Annotated in this window: 20 protein-coding genes; 10 read left to right on the forward strand and 10 right to left on the reverse strand. The window is 69.2% G+C overall.

Annotated features, from left to right (window positions below; all coding sequences use genetic code 11):
- Positions 1–129: 129 nt before the first annotated feature.
- Genes ASC70_RS17550 through ASC70_RS17565 form a run of 4 tightly spaced genes read left to right on the forward strand, consistent with a single transcriptional unit; the run spans position 130 to position 1,774 of the window.
- Positions 130–630: a cytochrome c family protein gene (locus tag ASC70_RS17550; RefSeq protein WP_056052435.1), complete on the forward strand. Its 501-nt coding sequence runs from the start codon at positions 130–132 to the stop codon at positions 628–630.
- 6 nt (positions 631–636) lie between these two features.
- Positions 637–1,020 carry a nuclear transport factor 2 family protein gene (locus tag ASC70_RS17555; RefSeq protein WP_056052439.1) on the forward strand — a complete coding sequence of 128 codons (384 nt, stop codon included), beginning with the start codon at positions 637–639 and terminating at the stop codon, positions 1,018–1,020.
- Positions 1,017–1,421: a nuclear transport factor 2 family protein gene (locus ASC70_RS17560; protein ID WP_052196995.1), complete on the forward strand. Its 405-nt coding sequence runs from the start codon at positions 1,017–1,019 to the stop codon at positions 1,419–1,421. The genes ASC70_RS17555 and ASC70_RS17560 overlap by 4 nt, the downstream gene beginning before the upstream one ends.
- Positions 1,418–1,774: a nuclear transport factor 2 family protein gene (locus ASC70_RS17565; RefSeq protein WP_047413398.1), complete on the forward strand. Its 357-nt coding sequence runs from the start codon at positions 1,418–1,420 to the stop codon at positions 1,772–1,774. Before ASC70_RS17560 ends, ASC70_RS17565 begins: the two co-directional genes overlap by 4 nt.
- Before the next feature lie 124 nt (positions 1,775–1,898).
- On the opposite strand, the gene ASC70_RS17570 is transcribed toward ASC70_RS17565, so the two are convergent.
- The 5 genes from ASC70_RS17570 to ASC70_RS17590 all read right to left on the reverse strand — a co-directional run bounded on the left by ASC70_RS17570 (position 1,899) and on the right by ASC70_RS17590 (position 10,260).
- Positions 1,899–4,277 (reverse strand): transketolase, encoded by a 2,379-nt coding sequence (locus ASC70_RS17570; protein WP_056052441.1) that lies wholly within the window; start codon positions 4,275–4,277, stop codon positions 1,899–1,901.
- A gap of 14 nt (positions 4,278–4,291) precedes the next feature.
- Positions 4,292–7,435, reverse strand: a complete 3,144-nt coding sequence (locus ASC70_RS17575) for an efflux RND transporter permease subunit (protein WP_056052444.1) — start codon at positions 7,433–7,435, stop codon at positions 4,292–4,294.
- Positions 7,435–8,580, reverse strand: coding sequence for an efflux RND transporter periplasmic adaptor subunit (locus ASC70_RS17580; RefSeq protein ID WP_056052448.1), 1,146 nt, complete (start codon positions 8,578–8,580; stop codon positions 7,435–7,437). Before ASC70_RS17580 ends, ASC70_RS17575 begins: the two co-directional genes overlap by 1 nt.
- Positions 8,581–8,698: 118 nt before the next feature.
- Positions 8,699–9,445: a hypothetical protein gene (locus ASC70_RS17585; protein ID WP_056052875.1), complete on the reverse strand. Its 747-nt coding sequence runs from the start codon at positions 9,443–9,445 to the stop codon at positions 8,699–8,701.
- A 41-nt stretch (positions 9,446–9,486) separates the two neighbouring features.
- Positions 9,487–10,260: a class II aldolase/adducin family protein gene (locus ASC70_RS17590; RefSeq protein ID WP_056052451.1), complete on the reverse strand. Its 774-nt coding sequence runs from the start codon at positions 10,258–10,260 to the stop codon at positions 9,487–9,489.
- A 206-nt stretch (positions 10,261–10,466) separates the two neighbouring features.
- Here ASC70_RS17590 and ASC70_RS17595 point away from each other — a divergent pair, with 206 nt between their 5' ends.
- The 5 genes from ASC70_RS17595 to ASC70_RS24565 all read left to right on the forward strand — a co-directional run bounded on the left by ASC70_RS17595 (position 10,467) and on the right by ASC70_RS24565 (position 13,785).
- Complete coding sequence (locus ASC70_RS17595; RefSeq protein ID WP_056052454.1) at positions 10,467–11,141, forward strand: DUF969 domain-containing protein; 675 nt, start codon at positions 10,467–10,469, stop codon at positions 11,139–11,141.
- On the forward strand, positions 11,138–12,094 hold the full coding sequence (locus ASC70_RS17600) for a DUF979 domain-containing protein (protein WP_056052457.1): 957 nt from the start codon (positions 11,138–11,140) through the stop codon (positions 12,092–12,094). Before ASC70_RS17595 ends, ASC70_RS17600 begins: the two co-directional genes overlap by 4 nt.
- On the forward strand, positions 12,091–13,086 hold the full coding sequence (locus tag ASC70_RS17605) for a DUF2891 domain-containing protein (RefSeq protein WP_056052459.1): 996 nt from the start codon (positions 12,091–12,093) through the stop codon (positions 13,084–13,086). The genes ASC70_RS17600 and ASC70_RS17605 overlap by 4 nt, the downstream gene beginning before the upstream one ends.
- Positions 13,087–13,255: 169 nt before the next feature.
- Positions 13,256–13,450: a hypothetical protein gene (locus ASC70_RS17610; protein ID WP_047413381.1), complete on the forward strand. Its 195-nt coding sequence runs from the start codon at positions 13,256–13,258 to the stop codon at positions 13,448–13,450.
- A gap of 218 nt (positions 13,451–13,668) precedes the next feature.
- Entirely contained in the window at positions 13,669–13,785 is a 117-nt protein-coding gene (locus ASC70_RS24565) for a hypothetical protein (protein ID WP_082539768.1), read from the forward strand.
- A gap of 434 nt (positions 13,786–14,219) precedes the next feature.
- Here ASC70_RS24565 and smpB read toward each other — a convergent pair whose 3' ends face one another.
- Complete coding sequence (smpB, locus tag ASC70_RS17615) at positions 14,220–14,678, reverse strand: SsrA-binding protein SmpB (RefSeq protein WP_047413377.1); 459 nt, start codon at positions 14,676–14,678, stop codon at positions 14,220–14,222.
- Positions 14,678–15,562 carry a 4-hydroxy-tetrahydrodipicolinate synthase gene (dapA, locus tag ASC70_RS17620; RefSeq protein ID WP_056052462.1) on the reverse strand — a complete coding sequence of 295 codons (885 nt, stop codon included), beginning with the start codon at positions 15,560–15,562 and terminating at the stop codon, positions 14,678–14,680. Before dapA ends, smpB begins: the two co-directional genes overlap by 1 nt.
- 246 nt (positions 15,563–15,808) lie before the next feature.
- On the opposite strand from dapA, the gene ASC70_RS17625 reads away from it, so the two are divergent.
- Positions 15,809–17,908, forward strand: coding sequence for a lytic transglycosylase domain-containing protein (locus tag ASC70_RS17625; protein ID WP_056052466.1), 2,100 nt, complete (start codon positions 15,809–15,811; stop codon positions 17,906–17,908).
- On the opposite strand, the gene ASC70_RS17630 is transcribed toward ASC70_RS17625, so the two are convergent.
- Genes ASC70_RS17630 through ASC70_RS17640 form a run of 3 tightly spaced genes read right to left on the reverse strand, consistent with a single transcriptional unit; the run spans position 17,905 to position 20,449 of the window.
- On the reverse strand, positions 17,905–18,660 hold the full coding sequence (locus ASC70_RS17630; protein ID WP_056052468.1) for an ABC transporter ATP-binding protein: 756 nt from the start codon (positions 18,658–18,660) through the stop codon (positions 17,905–17,907). The genes ASC70_RS17625 and ASC70_RS17630 overlap by 4 nt on opposite strands.
- Complete coding sequence (locus ASC70_RS17635; RefSeq protein ID WP_056052470.1) at positions 18,657–19,697, reverse strand: iron ABC transporter permease; 1,041 nt, start codon at positions 19,695–19,697, stop codon at positions 18,657–18,659. Before ASC70_RS17635 ends, ASC70_RS17630 begins: the two co-directional genes overlap by 4 nt.
- Entirely contained in the window at positions 19,640–20,449 is an 810-nt protein-coding gene (locus ASC70_RS17640) for an ABC transporter substrate-binding protein (RefSeq protein WP_056052877.1), read from the reverse strand. The genes ASC70_RS17635 and ASC70_RS17640 overlap by 58 nt, the downstream gene beginning before the upstream one ends.
- Positions 20,450–20,451 lie beyond the last annotated feature (2 nt).

The following is a 20,451-nucleotide window of genomic DNA, read 5'->3' on the forward strand; positions in this document are numbered from 1 at the left end:
GCAGGGCCCCGCTTGCGCCCCTCTTAAGGAACATTGTTCCGTGACAAGCTGGGGGCCCTGATTTTATAAGGGTTTGGAATGCGTCGCGCGGTCGCAGACCATGCGGCGAAACGTCTGTCGGGGACCACCATGCGCACGTTGAACCTGGCCGCCGTGGCCGCTCTCTGCCTCGTCGTTTCGGCCTGTTCGAAGGATGGCGGCGGCTCCGGCGAGGCTCCGCCCCCGGCCGACGCCCCCGCCGCCGCGGTCTCGACCGACACCGACAAGGCCGCCGCCCTGGCCGCCCTGCCCGCACCCTACAACACCGGCGACCTTTCGAACGGCCAGAGCAAGTTCGCGCTCTGCCGCTCGTGCCACACCATCACGGAAGGCGGCCCTGACCTGACCGGCCCCAACCTGCACGGCGTGTTCGGGCGCAAGGCCGGGTCGAAGCCCGGCTACGCCTATTCCGAGGCCGTGAAGGCCGCCGGCTTCACCTGGGACGCCGAGCACCTGGACAAGTGGCTGGCCAGCCCGCGCGAGTTCCTGCCCGGCACCAAAATGACCTTCGCCGGCCTGCACGACCCGAAGGACCGCGTCGACCTGATCGCCTATCTGAAGGTGGAGACGGGCTACAAGCCGGCCCCGTAGGTCGCCGTGCGCCCGGCCCCGCCCCAGATCGAGGCGCTGATCCAACGCCTCTACGACGCCAACCAGCGGCGCGACTTCGAAGCGTTCCGCGCCCTGGTCACGCCCCAGCTGGAATGGCCGGACCTGACCCGCGGCGGGCTGCTGACCAGCCCCGAGGCCGTGCGCGACTACTGGGCCTATAACGACGCCTCGATCCGGGTGGAGACGACGCCGGTCGAGGTCCACGTGGACGACGACGATCGCATCGTCGTCGACGCCAACCAGGTGGTCTGGAACCGCTCCGGCCAGCTGTGGTCGGACATGTGCGTGCGGCATTGTTACACGCTTCGCAACGGCCTGTTCTGGCGCATGGATGTGGTTTCCACGGGAGACCCGGATCTAGGCCCATGACGCCCGACGAGGATCGGATCGCGCAGCCATACGAAGCCTTCGACACCGTCGAAGCCCTGCTTCGCCGGCTGCACCGCGCGCTCAACGCCCGCGACCTCGACGCCATCGTGGCCTGCTATGCCCCGGACGCGCGCTTCGCCGACAATCTGGACGGCGGTGTGGTCGAGGGCCTCGAGGCCGTCCGCGGCCACTTCATCCGCCTGTTCGAAGCCGTCCGGCTCGAGATTTCGCTGCTGGACCACGCGCTCGAGCCCGACGGCCGGGTGAAGGCGCGAATACACGTGGTGACCCGGGGCCTCGGCGGCGGACTATGGCAGGACGGCGAGATCACCGTCCGCTATCGCCTCGAGCACGGGCTGATCGCCGAGCAGGACGTCGATGACGGCGGTCGCGCGTCATGACCGCGCCACAGGCCCTGCTGGACGAGGCCTATGACGCCTTCAACGCGCGGGACCTGGCGCGCATGCGCCCGCTGATCCATGCCGAGGCGGCGTGGCCCAACACCCTGGAAGACGGCCCGCCGCTGGCCGGCCGGGAAGCCGTCATCGGCCATTTCGCCCGCATCTTCGCGACCATCCTGCCCAACATTCAGCTGATCCGGGTCGTCGCGGAAACCGCCGACACCTTGACCGTCGAGGCCCAGTACTCGGTCGAGAGCTCGGACGGCCATGTCTGGAGCGACACCCGGGCGACGCTGACCTATCACTTCCGCGACGGGCTGCTCAGCGGCATGACGATCGTGGGCGGGCTTTAGAAGCTCAATCCTGTCATCCCGGCCGCAGCGAAGCGAAGAGCCGGGACCGCCGCAAACTCAGAGCTTCCGGCGGTCCCGGATCGGCGCGCTGCGCGCTTGTCCGGGATGACAGGGTTTTGGCCGGCTAAACCAGCAGATCCGCGCAGGCGTCCAGCACCGCCTCGGCGTCCAGGCGGTACTTGCCGTAGAGGTCCGGCAGGTCGCCCGACTGGCCGAAAGTCTCCAGGCCCAGGGCCCGCACCCGCTGGCCACGCACCGAGCCTAGCCAAGACAGCGCCAAGGGCGCGCCGTCGGTCAGCGTCACCAGGCCGGCGTCGCGGTCCAGCGGGGCCAGCAGGGTTTCGATCGTGGAGGCCCTTGGAACGCCCTGGGCGCCCTCCCCGTTCCATCGCGCACGGCCCGCGGCGGTCCAGTTCCGGTGCAGCACGTCGGCCGAGGTGACGGCCAGCAAGCCCGCCTCGGGTATGTCGTCGGCTAGCGCCTCGAACGCCGCCAGGGCCTCGGGAGCCAGGGCGCCGCTATAGACCAGCGCCAGGCGCGCGTCCCGCGCGGGGGCCTTCAGCCAATAGGCTCCTTCCACCACGCCCTGACGCCAGGCGTCGTCGGTCCGTTCCGGCTGGGCGATCACGCGGGTCGACAGGCGCAGATAGGTCGAGGCGCCGTCCGGGGCCTGGATACGATCGAAGGCGCGGGCCATCAGCACCGCCGTCTCGTCGGCGAAGGCTGGCTCGTAGGTATCGAGGCCCGGCTGGGCCATGCCGATGACGGCGGCGTTGATCGACTGGTGCGCGCCGCCCTCCGGAGCCAGGGTCAGGCCCGAGGGCGTGGCGACCAGCAGGAAGCGGGCGTCCTGATAGCAGGCGTAGTTCAGGGCATCGAGGCCGCGGGCGATGAACGGGTCGTACAGCGTGCCAACCGGGAACAGACGCTCGCCGAACAGCGGCGCGGTCAGGCCCAGGGCGGCCAGCGCGATGAACAGGTTGTTCTCGGCGATGCCCAGCTCGACGTGCTGGCCGGTCTCGGCCTTGGACCAGACCTGGGCCGAGGGGATGCGCCGGCGCTTGAAGACGTCCTCGTGGGCGCGGCGTTGGAACACGCCTCGTCGGTTCACGAAGCCGCCCAGGTTGGTCGAGACCGTGACGTCCGGCGAGGTGGTGACGACGCGGCCAGCGAACTCGTCCTTGCGGGCGGCGATCTCGAACATCACCTTGCCGAAGGCCGCCTGGGTGGACTGCTCGTTCTCCGCCCCTTCCTTCGCCGCGACAGCCACCAACAGCTCGTCGGCGGTCGGCGTCGCGATCGTGGGAGCCACGTGCTGGCGCTCGACCTCGGCGGCGAACGGGGCGCGGGCTATCAGGCCCTTCAGGGCCGTACGCTCGGCGGCCGAGAGGCCCGACAGCGGGTCCCACTCCTCGCCCTCGACGACGCCCAGGCGCTCGCGCAGCTCGGCGATCTGGGCCGGGGTCATCAGGCCGGCATGGTTGTCCTTGTGGCCCTGGAACGGCAGCCGCAGGCCCTTGACGGTATAGGCGATGAAGAAGCGCGGCCGGTCGTCCTGCCCCGCCTTCTCGAACTCCTCCAGCAGGGTCTCCAGGCAATGGCCGCCCAGCTCGGTCATCAGCTCGGCAAGATCGACGTCCTTGTAGCCCTTGATCAGGGCCAGGGTGTCGGGGCTGCCCTCCAGGTCGGCGGACAGCCGCTCGCGCCACGCCGCCCCGCCCTGATAGGTCAGGGCCGAGAACAGGTCGTTGGGCGCGGTCTCGATCCACTCGCGCAGCTTTTCGCCGCCCGGCTTGGCGAAGGCCTCGCGCTGGCGCTTGGACCACTTCAGGGTCTCGACGGTCCAGCCGGCGGCCTCGAAGATCTCGCCATAGCGGGTGAACATCCGGTCCTGGGTGGTCGCGTCCAGGCTCTGGCGGTTGTAGTCGACGATCCACCAGGTGTTGCGGATGTCGTGCTTGCAGGCCTCGATCAGGGCCTCGTAGATGTTGCCCTCGTCCAGCTCGGCGTCGCCCAGCAGCGAGATCATCCGCCCCATGCGCTCAGGCTTCACCGCCCCACGCGCGGCCAGATAATCCTGGGTCAGCGAGGCGAAGGCGGTCATGGCCACGCCCAGGCCCACCGAGCCGGTCGAGAAGTCGACGTCGTCCACGTCCTTGGTGCGCGACGGATAGGACTGGGCCCCGCCCAACGCTCGAAAGCGTTTGAGGTTGTCCAGGCTCTGGCGGCCGAACAGGTGCTGGATGGCGTGGAAGACGGGGCTGGCGTGCGGCTTGACCGCCACCCGGTCCTGCGGCCGCAGCGCCTTCATATAGAGCGCCGTCATCAGGGTGGTCATCGAGGCGCTGGACGCCTGGTGGCCGCCGACCTTCAAGCCGTCACGGCTTTCCCGGAGGTGGTTGGCGTTGTGGATAGTCCACGCCGCCAACCAGAGAATCCGTTCCTCGAGACGGCGCAGCAGAGCTATTTCCTGCCGCCTCGCCGTCAGGGAGCCATCGGCCATGCTTCCTCACCGGTTTATGCCGGTGAAGTTTGCCCCTCACCGTTCTTTTCGCCGGCTTCATACTCCTCGATCTGGCGCGCCGTCCACTCCGGCGACTTCGTGAAGCGGGCCAAGAGGTCGTAGAACACCGGAACGATGAACAGCGTCAGCAAGGTGGCGAAGATCGAACCGGTGAAGATCACCGAACCGATCGTCTTGCGGCTGCCCGCCCCCGCCCCCGCCCACAGCATCAGCGGCAAGGCGCCCATGGCGGCCGAGATCGAGGTCATGATGATCGGGCGCAGGCGCAGGGCCGCCGCCTCGATCACCGCTTCGCGCACGGTCAGACCCTCGTCGCGCAGCTGGTTGGCGAACTCGACGATCAGGATGCCGTTCTTGGTGGCGATGCCGATCAGGATGATCAGCCCGATCTGGCTGTAGGTGTTGATGGTCGAGCCCATGATCAGCAGGCCGAACAGGCCGCCCAGCGCCGCCAGGGGCACGGTCAGCATGATCACGGCCGGGTGGATCCAGCTTTCGAACTGGGCCGCCAGCACCAGGAACACCAGCAGCAGGGCCAGACCGAAGGCGATGGCGATGCCGCCCGAGCCTTCCAGATAGTCCTTGGCCTGGCCGCCCCACTTGATGCTGACGCCGGGCGTCGGGTGCTGGTCGGCCTGGTCCTTGAGGAAGCGCACGGCGTCCTCGACCGTGAAGCCGGGATTCAGTTGAGTGGTCAGGGTCACCGAACGCAGGCGGTCGACGCGCGGACGGTCCGGCGTGTCGCCCCGCAACTGGGTCGTCACCACGGTCGACAGCGGCACGAGCGCGCCCGAGCTGGTGCGGACGTTCAGCCGGTTCAGATCCTCGACACTGCGGCGCTGGTCGAGATTGGTCTGCAGGATGACGTCGTATTCCTGGCCGTTCTTGATGTAGGTCGTGGCCTTGCGCGAGCCGAACATGGTCTCCAGGGCACGGCCGATCGACTGGGCCGAGACGCCCAGGGTCGCGGCCTTGTCCTGGTCGATCTGCACCGACAGGCGCGGCGAGGTCGGCTCGTAGTCGAGGCGCGGCCGCGAGAAGCCCGGATTGTCCTGGGCCTCGGCCAGGATCGGCTTCAGCCAGTCGGCCAGCTGGACGTAGTCGTTACCGACGGCGATCAGGTCGACATTGGTGCCGCCACCGCCGCCGCCGCCGCCCCCGCGCTGGAAGGGACCGCGCACGCTGGCGATGGCCCGCACGCTGGTGATCTTGGAGAGATCCTTGTTCAGCTCGGCCGCGACCTCGTCGGCGGTCTTCTTGCGCTCGCCCCAGGGCTTCATCACGATGACGCTGCTGCCGCTGTTGAACGAATTGCCGCCGAACCGCGGGATGGTCAGCAGGACGCGTTGAGCGACGCCTTCGTCGCGGTACCGATCGACGATCTTCTCGACCTTCAGGCCGATGCCCTGGATGTAGTCGTAGCCCGCGCCTTCCGGCCCGTTGATGGCCACGTCGACCCGGCCGCGGTCTTCCGGCGGCACCAGTTCCTTGGGCAGGTTGACGAACAGGAGGCCCGCGAAGGCCGCCAGGACGACAACCATCAGGCCGGCGATCGCCGCCGACCAGCCGCCCAGAATGCCTTCCAGCGAAGCGCGATACGAGTTCTTCAAGGCGTCCATCGCCCTGTTCACGCGCCTGGCCAGCCAGCCCTCGCCATGCGCCGGCTTCAGCAGCTTGGACGCCATCATCGGCGACAGCGACAGGGCCAGCAGGGCCGAGAAGCCCACGGCCGCGGCGATGGCCACGGCCAGCTCGACGAACAGGCGGCCGATATAGCCGGGCAGGAACATCAACGGCGCGAACACCGAGATCAGCACGATGGTGGTGGCGACGACGGCGAAGAACACCTGGCGGGTGCCGCGCTCGGCGGCGACCAGGGCCGGTTCGCCCTCGTCCACCCGCCGCTGGATGTTCTCGACCACGACGATGGCGTCGTCGACGACCAGGCCGACAGCCAGCACCAAGGCCAGCAGGGTCAGGAGGTTCAGCGAGAAGCCCAGCGGCGCCAGGACGATGAAGGTCGACAGGATGCAGATTGGGGCGACGACCGAGGGGATCAGGGCCGAACGCCAGCTGCCCAGGAAGATCAGATTGACCAGCACCACGAGGCTGATCGACATGCCCATGGTGATCCAGACCTCGTGGATGGCTTCGGCGGTGAACACCGAGTTGTCCACGGCCACGACCATCTTGGTCCCGGGCGGCAGACTCTCGTTGATCGCGTCCACTTCCTTGCGCACGGCCTGGGAGATGGCCACGTCGTTGGCTTGCGACTGACGGGTCAGGCCGATGCCGACCTGGTCGACGCCGTTGCCGCGGAACAGCCGGCGACGCTCGTCGGGACCTTCCTCGATCCGGGCCACGTCGCCCAGACGCAGCACGTAGCCGCTGGCGTCGGCGGGCCGCAGCGGCAGGCGCGCGAAGTCCTCGGGCTTGGCGTAGCTGCGGGCCACCCGGATCGTGAAGTCCTTGGCGGTGCTCTCCAGCGAACCGGCCGGCAGCTCCAGGTTCTGGGCGTTCAGGGCGTTCTCGACGTCGTCCACCGAGACGCCGCGCGCGGCCATCTCGTTGGCGTCCAGCCAGATCCGCATGGCGTAGATCTTGGCCCCGAACAGATTGGCCTGGGCCACGCCGTCGATCGTCGACATCCGCTCGACCAGATAGCGGTCGGCGTAGTCGGCCAGTTGCAGCGGATCCAGCGTGGTCGAAGTCAGGTTCAGAATGATGATCGGCGACGCGTCGGCATTGGCCTTGGCGATCTGCGGCGGGTCGGCCTGGTCCGGCAGGTTGCTGGTCACCCGGCTGACGGCGTCGCGCACGTCGTTGGCGGCCGCATCCAGGTCGCGGTCGAGGTTGAAGGTGATGGTGATCTGCGAGCGGCCGTCGCGGCTGCTGCTGTTGACCCGGTCAATGCCCTGGATGCCGGCCACCTGGCGCTCGATCACCTGGGTGATGCGCTCCTCGATGACCTCGGCCGAGGCGCCGCGATAGGTGGTCGAGACCGAGACCACGGGGGGATCGACGCTGGGCAGCTCGCGGATCGGCAGCGACGAGAACGCCGCCAGGCCGATGACGCAGAGGATGATCGCCGCGACCGCGGCGAAGACGGGACGACGGACGGAGAGGTCGGACAGCATCAGCCGGCCTTCCGGCCAGCGCCGCCCTGATCACCGCCCTTGTGGCCCTTGCCCTCGCCCTTGGCCCCGTCTTTACCGCCCTTGCCGCCGCCGATCGGGGCGCCGTCCTGGATGCGGTTGAGACCGTCGGCGACGATCTTGTCGCCCTTCTTCAGGCCCGAGTTGATCTCGACGAAGCCGTCGGCGGTGATGCCGGTCTCGACATCGGTGCGGCGGGCGACCATGCCCTTGGGCCCCTTGGCGATACGGAAGACCGAGGCCTGGCTGCCTTCGAACTGCACGGCCGCTTCGGGCACGGCGACGGCGGTGCGCACGCCCTGGTCGATGGCGACCTTGACCAGCATGCCCGGCTTCAGGCGGCCGCCGGCATTGGGAAACTCGGCGCGGGCCTTGATGGCGCGGGTCGCCGGGTCGATGCGGGTGTCGATCTGGGCGATATGACCCTGGAAGGTCTCGCCCGGCAGGGCGTCGGGCCGCGCGGCGATCGGCAGGCCGATGCGCAGGGTGGCCAGGTAGCGGTCCGGCACCGAGAAGTCGACGCGGATCACCGAAACGTCGTCCAGGCTGACGATCGGGGTGCCGGCGGCGATCAGCATGCCCGGCGCGACGTCCGAGATGCCGACCCGGCCGGCGAACGGGGCGCGGAGCACCCGGTCCAGCTTCTGGGCCTGGGCGGTGCCAACGGCGGCTCTCGCGACCTCGAGGGCCGACAGATACTGCTCGGCCGTGGCGCGCGGGGCGATGCCCTTGTCGGCCAGGGTCTTCCAGCGGTTGTAGTCGCGTTCGGCTTGGGACAGGCGCGCCTTGGCCTCCGAGATCCCGGCGTTCTCCTGGTCGGCCTTCAGCTCGACCAGCACCTGGCCGCGCGAGACGGTCTCGCCGTCGGTGAAGTGGACCGCGGTGATCAGTTCCGGGGTGTTGGAGGTGATCGTCACCGACTGGCGGCCCTTGGCCACGCCCAGCACCTCGATGCGGTCGGTGAACGGCCGCTCGCCGACCACCATCTGCGAGACGCTGGTCGCCCGACCGCCGCCGCCCGCGCCCTTGGTTTCCTTGTTGGCGAAGGCCAGCTTCAGGCCGCCCACCACCAGCATTAGGACAACGGCGGCCAGGGCCACCACGAGAAAGAAGTGCCTACGGATCAACGAAACGCTCCGGCGCCGGACGCCCCCGGCGAAGCTATGAGTGCGGCGAGATATGACCGCAGGCTAAAGCGGCGTCCAGTGACAGGCGGATGACGGACTGTTGCAGCTTTGAAACAAGCTAGAGCCTGCGCCACAAAGCGAGCACGACGCCGCGATCTCGGGCGGTTTCTCGGCCAGAGACGGTGTCGCGCCAGCCGCCCTGCACGCTCCAGTCGCCGAACGATCGGACGACGGACACTTCGCTCTTCAGCCAGCGCGAGCGGATCGGGCTGCGGTCGGCCTGGCCGGCATAGGTCTGGGCCAGCAACAGCCAGCGTTTCGTGGGCCTGACGCCCAGGGTGGCGTCGATCCGCGTCTCGTCCGCCAAGCCCTGGCGCTTCAGCCGCGCGGCCTGTAGGTCGACATAGACTTCGCGTCCGCGCCAGACGCCCGAGCGGCCGTAGAGGACCCGCGCCTCCAGATCGAGGCTGCCCTGGCCGGGCGCGGCGTAGCCGGCGTTGCGGCCCGCGCCCGCTTCGCCGGCGCCCAGATAAACGGCAAGCGATGAGCGTTCGGTGCGCTGGACGGCCCAGCGCAGGCCCAGTTCCACGGACCCGCGTCCGGAATAGTCGATCCAGCGGTCGTGGCCGCGCGTGACGCCGGCCTTGGCCTGCAGGGTCAGGCGCGGGGTCAGGCCGCGCTCGACGAAGACCGACAGGGTCTCGTCCCGCCGGTGTCCGATGTCGACCAGCACGGTGTCGGGGTCATAACCTTGGTCGGCAGTCGTCCCCTCGTATTTGGCGATGACCTGGGTGCGGCCCGGCTCGATCGGCCACGCCCCGGCGCGCGCCGCGCCAGCGTCCAGACACGAAAAGGCCGCCGCGATCGCCAGGACCGCGACGGCCTTTCGAGCCTCGAAAACGGCGACTAGTCCGCGTAGCCGGGCGACTCGCGGTCCAGCTTGCGCAGACAACCGGGCCAGGCCAGGCCGCCGATCATGCCCATGCCCATGCCGGTCTGCTTGCGCACCTCCTCCTGGGCCCCGTTGGGCGCCAGCAGGACGTTGTCGCGTCCGATCGACAGAGCCATCACCTGCTGCGTGCACGCTCGCTCCAGGAAGAACATCCCCAACCAGCACTCGGCCGCGCTGGCGCCCACGGACAGGGTGCCGTGGTTGCGCAGCATCATCAGCTTCTTGTCGCCGAGATCGGCCACCAGCCGCTCTCGCTCGTCCAAGTTGAGCGCAATGCCTTCATAATCGTGATAGGCGATCTGAGGCAAGACAATCAGTGAATGTTGCGTCAGCGGCAGCAGGCCCTCCCGGTGGGCCGAGACCGCCACGCCCTGATCGGTGTGCAGGTGCATGACGAAGTGGGCGTCCTCGCGGGCGGCGTGGATGGCCGAGTGGATCGTGAAGCCCGCCGGATTGATGTAGTACGGCGTCTTGTCGATCACGTTGCCCTCGAGATCGACCTTGACCAGGCACGAGGCGGTCATCTCGCCGAAGAACATGCCGTACGGGTTGATCAGGAAGTGATGCTCCGGCCCCGGGATGCGGGCCGAGATGTGGGTGAAGATCATGTCGTCCCAGCCGTGCAGGGCCACGAGACGATACAGGGCGGCCAGATCGACCCGCGCCTGCCATTCCGCGTCGCTGACCTTGCCCTTCAGCGAGGTGATGGGCGTCGTACCATCGGCCATGGCGGCCTCCCGTAGGTTATCATTGTTAGCTTGAGGGTCGCGCCGGGGCGCCTCACCGTCAAGGGACGATCGTCCAAGGCGGAAATCGACATGAAATCATGCGTCGCCTGGCTCGCGGCGCCTCAGGCCGCCGATCGCGAGCCGCGACGGCTTGCCAAGGGTCCCGCGCCATCCGACCGTCTGCCAGAACGCTAGGAATCGGACGGATGCTGACCCTGCTGGGCGTCGCGGTGATCGTGCTGGGCTTTGCCCTACGCTTCAATCCGCTGCTGGTCGTGATCGCCGCCGCCCTGACCTCGGGGATCGCCGCGGGCCTGACGCCACTCGAAGTGCTGGCCGCCTTCGGCAAGGCGTTCAACACCAACCGCTATGTCAGCGTCGCCTGGCTGGTCCTGCCCGCCATCGGCGTGCTGGAGCGGGCGGGCCTCAAGGAACAGGCGCGGAGAACGATCCAGGGCCTGCGCGCGGCGACACCGGGCCGAATCCTGCTGGCTTATCTGGCTCTGCGCCAGGTCACCGCCGCGTTCGGCCTCACCCAGGTCGCCGGCCAGGCCCAGACCGTGCGCCCCGTGCTCGCCCCCATGGCCGAAGCGGCGGCCGAGCTGCAAACGGGCGGTCTTGTGGCCGACGACACCCGGCAGCGGGTGCGGGCGATGAGCGCGGCGACCGACAATGTCGGCCTGTTCTTCGGCGAGGACATCTTCCTGGCCATCGGCTCGATCCTGCTGATCGTCGGCTTCCTGGACCAGAGCGGGATCTCGGTCGAGCCCCTGACCCTGTCGGTCTGGGCCATCCCGACGGCGATCGCCGCCTTCCTGATCCATGGCGGCCGCCTGCTGCTGTTCGACCGCCGCCTCGCCAAGACCGAGGTCGAGGAATGATCGGCCTGCCGCTCGTCTATCTGCTGGCCGGCCTGACGTTCGCGGCCTTCGCGGGCCTCAGCGCCGTCGACCGCGAGAACAGCAAGCGCTTCGGCAACGCCGCCTTCTGGGGCCTGTTCGCGATCAGCTTCCTGGCCGGCGACCGGCTGGGCGACCTGGGCAACGGGATCCTGGCCCTGGCGCTGGCCCTGATCGCCGGGACCGGCCAGCTGGGTGTCGGCGCGCCGAAGACCACCTCTCCAGAGGCGCGGGAAACCCTGGCGGCGACCTATGGCGCGAAGCTGTTCATACCCGCCCTGGTCATCCCCGTGCTGGTGCTGGCCGGCTCCCTGACCCTGAAGCGTCTGTCGCTGCACGGCGCGCCCGTGGTCGATCCCAAGCAGGCGACGCTGATCTCGTTGGCCTTCGCGGCCCTGGTCGCCGCGATCCTGGCCCAGCTGATGTTCCGCCAGCCCGCCGCCGCGTCCGTTCAGGAGGGCCGGCGGCTGATGGACCTGGTCGGTTGGGCCGCGCTGTTGCCGCAGATGCTGGCGGCGCTGGGGGCGGTGTTCGCCATCGCCGGGGTGGGCAACACGATCGGCGAGATCGCGGTGCAGCTCACGCCCGTCGACAGTCGCTTCGCCGCCGTCGCCGCCTACTGCCTGGGCATGGCCGCCTTCACGGTGATGATGGGCAACGCCTTCGCGGCCTTTCCGGTGATGACCGGCGGCATCGCCCTGCCCATGGTCGTCGGCCGTTTCCACGGCGATCCGGCCGTGGTCTGCGCCATCGGCATGTTGTCGGGCTTTTGCGGAACCTTGCTGACGCCGCTGGCGGCCAATTTCAACCTTGTGCCGGCGGCCCTGCTGCAGTTGAAGGACCGCTACGCCGTGATCCGCGCACAAGCGCCGACGGCGGTCCTGATGCTGATCGTCAACGTGGTCCTGATGAACGCCCTCGCCTTTCACCCATGAGCTTGGCCCGCTCCACCGCCTCGCGCTTCGCCAAGATCGCGCTCGGCCACCTGACCCGTGAATATCCAAACAAGCTGGATCACGTGATGGCCGGGCCAGATGACGTCCGCTCGCCGCGTGAGCTGCACCCGATCTTCTTCGGCAGTTTCGACTGGCACTCGTGCGTGCACGGCTACTGGCTGTTGTCCACCCTGCTGCGCCTGCGCCCCGAGATGGCCGAGGCCGAGACGATCGTGGCGCTGTTCGACGACGCCTTCACCGACGACAAGGTCGCCGGCGAGCTCGCCTATCTGGCCCGCCCCGAAAGCCGCGGCTTCGAGCGTCCCTACGGTTGGGCCTGGAGCCTGATGCTGCAGGCCGAGTTGCTACGCCACGAGCGCCCGTGGGCCGGCGTCCACGCGCCCCTGGCCCGCGCCTTCGCCCAACGGTTCGAGACCTTCCTGCCGGTCGCCGACTATCCGGTGCGCGCCGGGACCCACTACAACACCGCCTTCGCCCTGGTCCTGGCCAGCGAGTACGCCGACATGACCGGCGATACGGCCTTCCGGCAGATGCTGCGGAGCCGGGCCCTGGTCTGGTACGGCCAGGACGCCGCCTGCCAGGCCTGGGAGCCGTCGGGCGACGACTTTCTCTCGCCCGCCCTGATCGAGGCCGAGGCGATGCGCCGGCTGCTGCCGCGCGAGAGCTTCGAACTGTGGTTCCCGCGCTTCCTGCCGGACATCGCCGACAAGCAGCCGGCAACGCTGTTCACGCCGGCCCGGGTTAGCGACCGCACCGACGGCAAGATCGCGCATCTGGACGGCCTGAACCTGTCCCGCGCCTGGTGCTGGCGGCTGCTTGCCGCCGCCATGCCGGAGGCCGATCCCGCCAAGCACCACGCGATCAGCGCCGCCATGAACCATCTCGCAGCGGCCGTCCCGCACGTCTCGGGCGACTATATGGGCGAGCACTGGCTGGCGACGTTCGCCCTGCTGGCGTTGGAAAACGGCTAGCCCGCGAGCCCCGTCCAAGCTTGACCATACAACCCAGACGTCACTATCGCCTTGCGCGAAGATCCGCATACGGTTTACAATCGTTGACAATGCGGGGAGCCCGACGCGCGTTAAGGATGTTAACGCGCCCGAGCTCAGGGGCGCGTTCTAGTCCAAGGAGCTCGTCGTCATGTCTGACGCCGCGCACTGCCAGCGTATAGAAATCGCCCACGTCCCCGACGGCTGGGTCGTCACCGAAGATGGCCGCCTCGCCGGCTTCTTCGACAGCGCCGAAACCGCCTACAAGCGGGCGCTCGCCATATGCGGCGAGCTGTTCGAGCGGGGCGTGCCGTCCCGGGTCTACGAGCTGCCTGCTCTGGCCTGAGAGGTCACGACGGCCGACTATCCACCGCGCGCTGGCCGTTGCGCTCGCCTCCGCTTGTCGAGCGATCGGGGGCGAGTCCGCCGGTGCGCGTGAGCGCCGAGGCCGAACCGACGACTTTACAATCGTTGACATTTTTCCGGCGCTGAGAGGACTAACATCCTCAGGCTAGGGACTGTTTTGCCGCGCCTGGGGCTGCGCGACCTGCCGGAGGCCACGCCATGGCCCAGTCGACGCGTAACCACCTGCGTACCGAAGTCCGCATCTTCCTGATCGTCAGCGCCGGCGCTTTCGCCTTCGGCTTGGCGATCGGATTCGGGTTCATGGGCCTGCACTGATCCGGTCGAAATCGTTTCGGATCGTACGTGACTTCGCCCTCTCCTCGGGTGGAGCCGCCTCTATGCGGACCGACGAAACGTCGGCTTTGGGTAGAAAGCGAACATCCAGAACCCCTCTCTCTGAGAGAGAGGGAGGGGCCCGCCGCGAAGCGGTGGGAGGGTGAGTGGTTTCACCGCTGGCCGGAAATCCCGAGCCTCTCATTGAAGCATCTCAAGAGTGAACCCAGGTTTGAACCGTCGGCGGCGCCGCCGCTTTCGCCGGAGCTTCGTTCGGAAGAGTGTAACCTCTCACCCTCCCATGCTGCGCATGGGCCCCTCCCTCTCTCTCAGAGAGAGGGATTTTGGCAAACGTTCGCCCAGCGTCGAGAGCCAGCCCTCCGGCGGCAGCCCAACATTCTTCGCGGGGGCGTCGGCAATCCGCGCCCCCGACCGCCTCAGTCCCCCCGATCGCCCTTCATCAGGCGGGCCTTGTCGCGGGCCCAGTCGCGGGCGGCTTCGGTCTCGCGCTTGTCGTGGTTCTTCTTGCCCTTGGCCAGGCCGATCTCGAGCTTGGCCAGGCCCTTCTCGTTCCAATAGAGCTTCAGCGGGATCATCGTCCGGCCGTCGCGCTGCACCGCGCCGATCAGCTTGTCGATCTGCTTGCGATGCAGCAGCAGCTTCCGGTGGCGGCGCGGCTCGTGGTTGAAGCGGTTGGCGTGGCCGTAGGGCGGGATGTCGGCGTTGATCAGCTTGATCTCGCGCCCTTCGACCGAGGCGTAGGATTCGGCGATGTTGGCCCGGCCGACGCGCAGCGACTTCACCTCGGTGCCGGTCAGCATGATGCCGGCCTCGAAGGTCTCCTCGATGAAGTAGTCGTACCGGGCGCGCCGGTTCTCCGCGATCGGCTTGGTCATTATTCGAGGCCAGCCTCGCGCATGGCTTCCAGGATCGTTGGACGCACGGCTTGAGCGCACGGCGCGATCGGCAGTCGAACGTCTTCCGAGCACAGGCCCAGATGGGCCAGGGCGAACTTGGTCGGGGCCGGCGAGGAATCCATGAACAGGGCCTTGTGCAGGCGCACCAGGCGATCCTGCCAATAGAGGCCGGTTTCCCACTGCCCTTGCATGCAGGCGTTCATGAAGGCGGCGCAGGCGTCCGGCGCGACGTTGGAGGTGACCGAGATCACCCCGTGGCCGCCATGGGCCATGTAGCCGAGAGCGGTCGGGTCGTCGCCGGTCAGCAGCACCCAGTCGGGACCGCACATCAGGCGCTGGAAGCTGATCCGGGTCAGGTCGCCGGTGGCGTCCTTGATGCCGATGATGTTGGGCAGCTTGGACAGGCGCTCCAGCGTCTCGTTGGAGATGTCGACGCCGGTGCGGCCCGGCACGTTGTAGACGAACACCGGCAGCTCGACGGCGTCGTTGATCGCCTTGTAGTGCTGGTACATGCCCTCTTGGCTCGGGCGATTGTAGTACGGCGTCACCACCAGACAGGCGTCGGCGCCGACCGTCTTGGCGTGGCGGGCCAACTCGATGGCCTCGTCGGTCGAGTTGCTGCCGGCGCCGGCGATCACCGGCACGCGGCCGGCGGCGGTCTTCACGCACAGCTCGACGACGCGCTTGTGCTCGTCGTGCGACAGGGTCGAGGTCTCGCCGGTGGTGCCGACGGGCACCAGGCCGTGGACGCCGCCGGAGATCTGGCGCTCGACCAGGGCCACGAAAGCTTTTTCGTCCACCTCACCGTCCCGGAACGGCGTGACGAGGGCCGGAATGACGCCCTTGAAGTGAGACTGGACCATGACTGCAAATTGCCGTGAGAAGACGCCGCGTGGTGTTGCGGCAGGACGATGGGGGCGGACAATATGTCCCAGCCCCGGCGTCCGGCAACCGGCGCGTCGAGGCAGGGTGCGGATTTGAGGGGGGAAGCCTGCTTGGTCAAGCCCGGGAACCAGACTTTAAACCCTATTGAGGCCTGAATCGTCGCATAGGGCCTGGCCTGAGATTCGCGTACAAGGCTCTTTGGAGACTTGGTTAAGGAGAGCGTTTTGGCTTCAGTGGTGCGTCGGATTCTGCTCGGGGGAGCTTGCGTCGTGGCCGTGGTCGTGGGGGCCGCGGACGCCCAGACGACGTCGGGCTACGCCAGCCAACCCACGTCCGGCCTGATCACCACGCCGCCGACCGCCGTCCCCGCCGCCCTGTCGGACACCGACTCCGCCAACCTGCAGACCGCGCTGGCCGCCGCCAAGCGCGGCGACGTCTCGGGCGCGCGGATGGCGATGGACAGCCTGCAGGACCCGATCGCCAAGAAGATCGCCCAGTGGGCGCTGGTCGACAACAACGCCGAGGCGATGAGCTTCTTCGAGCTGGACGCCGCCCGCCGCGACCTGGCTGGCTGGCCGCGCGCCGCGCGCCGCGACGCCGCCGCCGAGAAGGCTCTTTCCACCTCCGGCCTGGATCCGGCCCGCATCGTCGCCTGGTTCGGCGGCGCCCAGCCGGCGACGGCCGACGGCGCCATGGCCCTGGCCAGCGCCTATCAAGCGACCGGCCGCAACAAGGAGGCGACCGACCTCATCCGCCGCACCTTCCGCGACAAGGTGTTCGAGGCCGACGCCCAGCGCAGCCTGATCGCCCGCTTCGGCGGCATGCTGACCGCCGACGACTACGCTCGCCGCGCCGACATCCTGCTGTACGGCCAGCAAGGCCCGGCCGCCCGCGACCTGGTCGCCATGCTGTCCGACAGCCAGCAGGCCACCGCGCGGGTGCGCATGGCCTATCGCCAGAACTCGGCCAGCGCCAACGGCCTCTACAACGCCCTGACGCCGGACCAGCAGGCCTCGCCCGGCGTGGTGTTCGAGCGTGCGGCCTATCTGCGCCGCGCCGGCATGGACACCCTGGCCCTGCCAATGGTGGTCAACTTCCCCGTCCCGCCGACAGAGGAGGCCTCGACCGCCATCTGGAAGGAGCGCAAGCAGCTGATCGTCTCGGCCCTGAAGGCCGGCGACAGCAGCGGCGCCTATGCCGCCGCCAACAATGTCCAGGCCCTGGCGCCGGCCGACATCGCCGAGTCCGAGTTCTATGCCGGCTGGATCGCCCTGACCCGGCTGAAGGACGCCGACGCGGCCGCCGCTCACTTCGCCCAGATCGCCGCCGTCGGCGCCTCGCCGATCACCAAGGGCCGAGCCCTCTATTGGCAAGGCCGCGCGGCCGAGGCGCAAGGCGACCCGATCGCCGCCCAGACCTTCTATGCCGAGGGCGCGCGCTACATCACCACCTTCTACGGTCAGCTAGCCGCCGAGAAGGCGGGGCTGAAGGAGCTGCGCCTGGACCGCGACCCGGTCATCACCCAGGCCGACCGCGCCCGCTTCTATGGCCGCGAACAGATCCGCGCCGCGCGGATCCTGGCGGACATCGGGGCGCGCGACCTGTTCCGCAGCTTGGTGCTGTACATCGACGACACCCTGCCCAACGCCGAGGAAAGCGCCCTGCTGGTCGATTTCGCCCGCGGCTATGGCGACCAGGACCTGGCCATGCGCGCCGTGCGCACGGCCGCCCAGCGCGGCTTCATCCTGGCGGAGCGCGGCTATCCGCTGCTGGACCATCACTTCACCCCGGGGCCAGGCGCGGCCGAGACGGCCTTCGTCTATTCGATCTCGCGCCAGGAGAGCAATTTCGACCCGGCCGCCCGTTCGGGCGTCGGCGCGCGCGGCATGATGCAGCTGATGCCCGCCACCGCCTCCATCGTCGCCCGCAAGCTGGGCGAGATCCACAGCATCGACCGCCTGTCGGACGCCTCGTACAACATGCGCCTGGGCTCGGTTTATCTGGGCGACATGGTCAGCAGCTTCAGCGGCTCGTACATCATGGCCGCCGCCGCCTACAATGCCGGCCCCGGTCGCCCGGCCCAGTGGGCGGGCCTGTGCGGCGACCCGCGCGGCGCCCAGACCGACCCGCTCGACTTCATCGAGTGCATCCCGTTCTCCGAGACCCGCAACTACGTGATGCGGACCCTGGAGACGACCATGGTCTACCGCGCCCGCCTGAACGGCGGCGTGGCCCCGCTGACCCTGTCGTCGGACCTCAAGCGCGGCGGCTACGTCTACAGCCCGTCAGTGGCGGCCGCCTACACGCCGTCGGCGCAGCCCTAAACCCGCTTCGCCGCCAGCACCGGCCCCGCCTCGGTCTCGACCAGCTCGCCGTCCAGCCGGAAGACGTGCCCGAGAATGAACCGCGACAGCGCCTCGCGCGGCGGTCCTTCGGCGACGATGCGGCCGTGCGAGACCACGACGATCCGGTCGCAGGACCGCGCAGCCAGGCCCAGGTCGTGCAGGGTCACCACCACCGCCGCGCCCTTGGCGGCCTCGGCCCGCAGGAGGTCCAGGGTCAGCAGCTGCGCGTCGGGATCCAGGCCCGCCACCGGCTCATCGGCGACCAGCAACGGCGCGCGCGTAGCCAGCAGCCTCGCCAGCAGCACCCGCGCCCGTTCGCCGCCGGACATGTCCAGCACGCCGCGATCGGCCAGCTCGGCCGCGCCGACCCGCGCCAGGCAATCCAGAGCCAACGTATCGGCCGCCTCGTCGGCGAGGTCGGTCGCGCCCAGGGCGGCGACCAGGCGGGCCGGCAGGTTCCAGGCCACGCGGCGGTCCTGCGGCAGATAGCCGACCAGCCTGGCGCGTTCGTCGGGCTTCAGAGACGCCAAGGGCTGATCCGACAGGCGAGCCTCGCCGGACTCCAGCGGCAGCAGCCCCAGGCCCGCGCGCAGCAGGCTGGTCTTGCCCGCGCCATTGGGTCCGACCACGCCGACCACCTCGCCGGCGGCCACGCTCAACGAGGCATCCTCCAGCACGGTCTTGCGCCCGTGGCGGGCCGCGAGCGTCGTCAGGGTCCAGAGCGCGCTCACGACCGCCAGCTCCGCGAAGCCCGCCAGGCCAGCAGGGCGAAGGCCGGCGCGCCGAACAGGGCCGTGACCACGCCCAGCTTCAGCTCCTGCTCGGTCGGGACCAGCCGGGCGGCGAGATCCGCCAGCACCAGCAGCAGAGCGCCCGCCAAGGCCGAGGGCCATAGGATCCGCTTGGGATCGTCCTTGACCAGGGCTCGCACCAAGTGCGGCGCGGCCAGGCCCACGAAGCCAATCACCCCGGCCGCCGCCACCGCCGCGCCCGTCAACAGGGCCGCGCCAGCCACGGCGTAGACCCGCAGGCGCGCCATCGGCAAGCCGGACATCCGTGCGGCCTCTTCGCCCAGGGTCAACATGCGCAGGCCATTGCCCGCTCGGACGCACAAGGCCGCGCCGATCGCCATGGGAACCAGGGCGCGAAGGGCGTCCATCGCGTCGCGGTTCTCGACCGAACCCATCAGCCAGGCCAGGATCTCGGCCGTCGTCACGGGCGATGGCGAAAGGTTGAAGACCAGCGCCGTCAGCGCCCCGCCGAACGCCGACAAGGCCACGCCGAACAGAATCAACGCCTCCGGCTCGCGGAACCGCGCCGCCAGCACCACGACCGGGCCGCCGGCGACCAGGGCGCCGATCAGGGCCGAAAGCTCGATCGCGCCCGGAACCACCGCCAGGCCCGCCGAGATGGCCAAGGCCGCGCCCAAACCCGACACGGCCGAGACGCCCAGCACGCCGGGATCGGCCAGCGGGTTGCGCAGCAGCCCCTGCATCGTCGCGCCGGCAAGGCCCAGGGCCGCGCCGACCAGGGCCGCCACCGCCACGCGGGGCGCGCGGATGGTCCACAGCACCTCGGCCGGCGGCGAGGCTGGGTGGGTCAGGGCTTGGGCGTACTGGGCCAGCGACAGCGGGGTCTCACCCAGCGACACGGCCAGGATCGCCGCGCTGGCCAGGACCAGCAGCATCAGAAGACAAAGGCGGACCAGGCTCATCGCGCCGCCTCGGCCAGGATCGCGCTGCCCTCGGCGGCGAACCAGCCCGGACAACCGATCATCGTTCCCGGGAGCGAGGCGACGGTGCGGGTCTTCACGACGGTCTGGAGGGCGGCATGACGGCCAGGCCCCCAGCGGTCCGCGCCGGCCCGGGTCCCGTCGAAGAAGCCCAGCACCACGGCCGCCGGCGGCTTCATCACCAAGCCCTCCAGCGAGACCGGCGCGAAATACGGAGCCTTGGAGGCGTTCGAATAGCCGGCCGCCTTCAGCAGGGTGTCGATCAATGTGCCCGAACCGGCCGTGTAGCCGCCGGGTGTCAGATACAGCACCGACTTGCCCTTCCCCGCCCCGGCCGCGCGGGCCAGCTGGGCGTTCATCCGCGCGATGATCGCCTCGCCCTGAGGCTTGCGGTCCAGGGCGGCGGCGACCTTGCGGACATTGGCGCGGACGCCGTCGAAATCGGCCGCGTCGTCGAGGGCGACGGTGGTGACGCCCTTGTTCTCCAACGCCTTGGACAGCCGCGCGTCACCGCCCCACAGACGTACGACGACGTCGGGCTTGGCCGCGACCAGGCTCTCGAAGGTGGCGCGGCGCAGCGGCAGGCCCACGGCCTCGCGGCGCAGGTAGCTGTCGCGGGAGATGGCGCGGTGCGAGAGACCGACGACGCTGTCGCGCGGCGCCAGCGCCAGGACGTACTGGTCGGCGCAGGAGTCCAGCGACATCACTTTCGGAGAGGCGGCGAGAGCCGCTCCAGGGGCGAACGCCATCACCGCCAGAAGCGCGCTCAAAGCCTTGACGGCGTTCACCA

The sequence above is a fragment of the Caulobacter sp. Root343 genome (assembly GCF_001425745.1).
Lineage (GTDB): Bacteria > Pseudomonadota > Alphaproteobacteria > Caulobacterales > Caulobacteraceae > Caulobacter.

Bases quoted from the DNA above. Each gene is read 5' to 3' on its own strand.
- ASC70_RS17560 (WP_052196995.1), top strand. From the start codon at position 1,017: ATGACGCCCGACGAGGATCGGATCGCGCAGCCATACGAAGCCTTCGAC.
- ASC70_RS17595 (WP_056052454.1), top strand. From the start codon at position 10,467: ATGCTGACCCTGCTGGGCGTCGCGGTGATCGTGCTGGGCTTTGCCCTA.
- ASC70_RS17550 (WP_056052435.1), top strand. From the start codon at position 130: ATGCGCACGTTGAACCTGGCCGCCGTGGCCGCTCTCTGCCTCGTCGTT.
- ASC70_RS24565 (WP_082539768.1), top strand. From the start codon at position 13,669: ATGGCCCAGTCGACGCGTAACCACCTGCGTACCGAAGTCCGCATCTTC.
- ASC70_RS17575 (WP_056052444.1), bottom strand. From the start codon at position 7,435: ATGCTGTCCGACCTCTCCGTCCGTCGTCCCGTCTTCGCCGCGGTCGCG.
- ASC70_RS17605 (WP_056052459.1), top strand. From the start codon at position 12,091: ATGAGCTTGGCCCGCTCCACCGCCTCGCGCTTCGCCAAGATCGCGCTC.
- ASC70_RS17590 (WP_056052451.1), bottom strand. From the start codon at position 10,260: ATGGCCGATGGTACGACGCCCATCACCTCGCTGAAGGGCAAGGTCAGC.
- ASC70_RS17565 (WP_047413398.1), top strand. From the start codon at position 1,418: ATGACCGCGCCACAGGCCCTGCTGGACGAGGCCTATGACGCCTTCAAC.
- ASC70_RS17570 (WP_056052441.1), bottom strand. From the start codon at position 4,277: ATGGCCGATGGCTCCCTGACGGCGAGGCGGCAGGAAATAGCTCTGCTG.
- smpB (WP_047413377.1), bottom strand. From the start codon at position 14,678: ATGACCAAGCCGATCGCGGAGAACCGGCGCGCCCGGTACGACTACTTC.
- dapA (WP_056052462.1), bottom strand. From the start codon at position 15,562: ATGGTCCAGTCTCACTTCAAGGGCGTCATTCCGGCCCTCGTCACGCCG.
- ASC70_RS17600 (WP_056052457.1), top strand. From the start codon at position 11,138: ATGATCGGCCTGCCGCTCGTCTATCTGCTGGCCGGCCTGACGTTCGCG.
- ASC70_RS17610 (WP_047413381.1), top strand. From the start codon at position 13,256: ATGTCTGACGCCGCGCACTGCCAGCGTATAGAAATCGCCCACGTCCCC.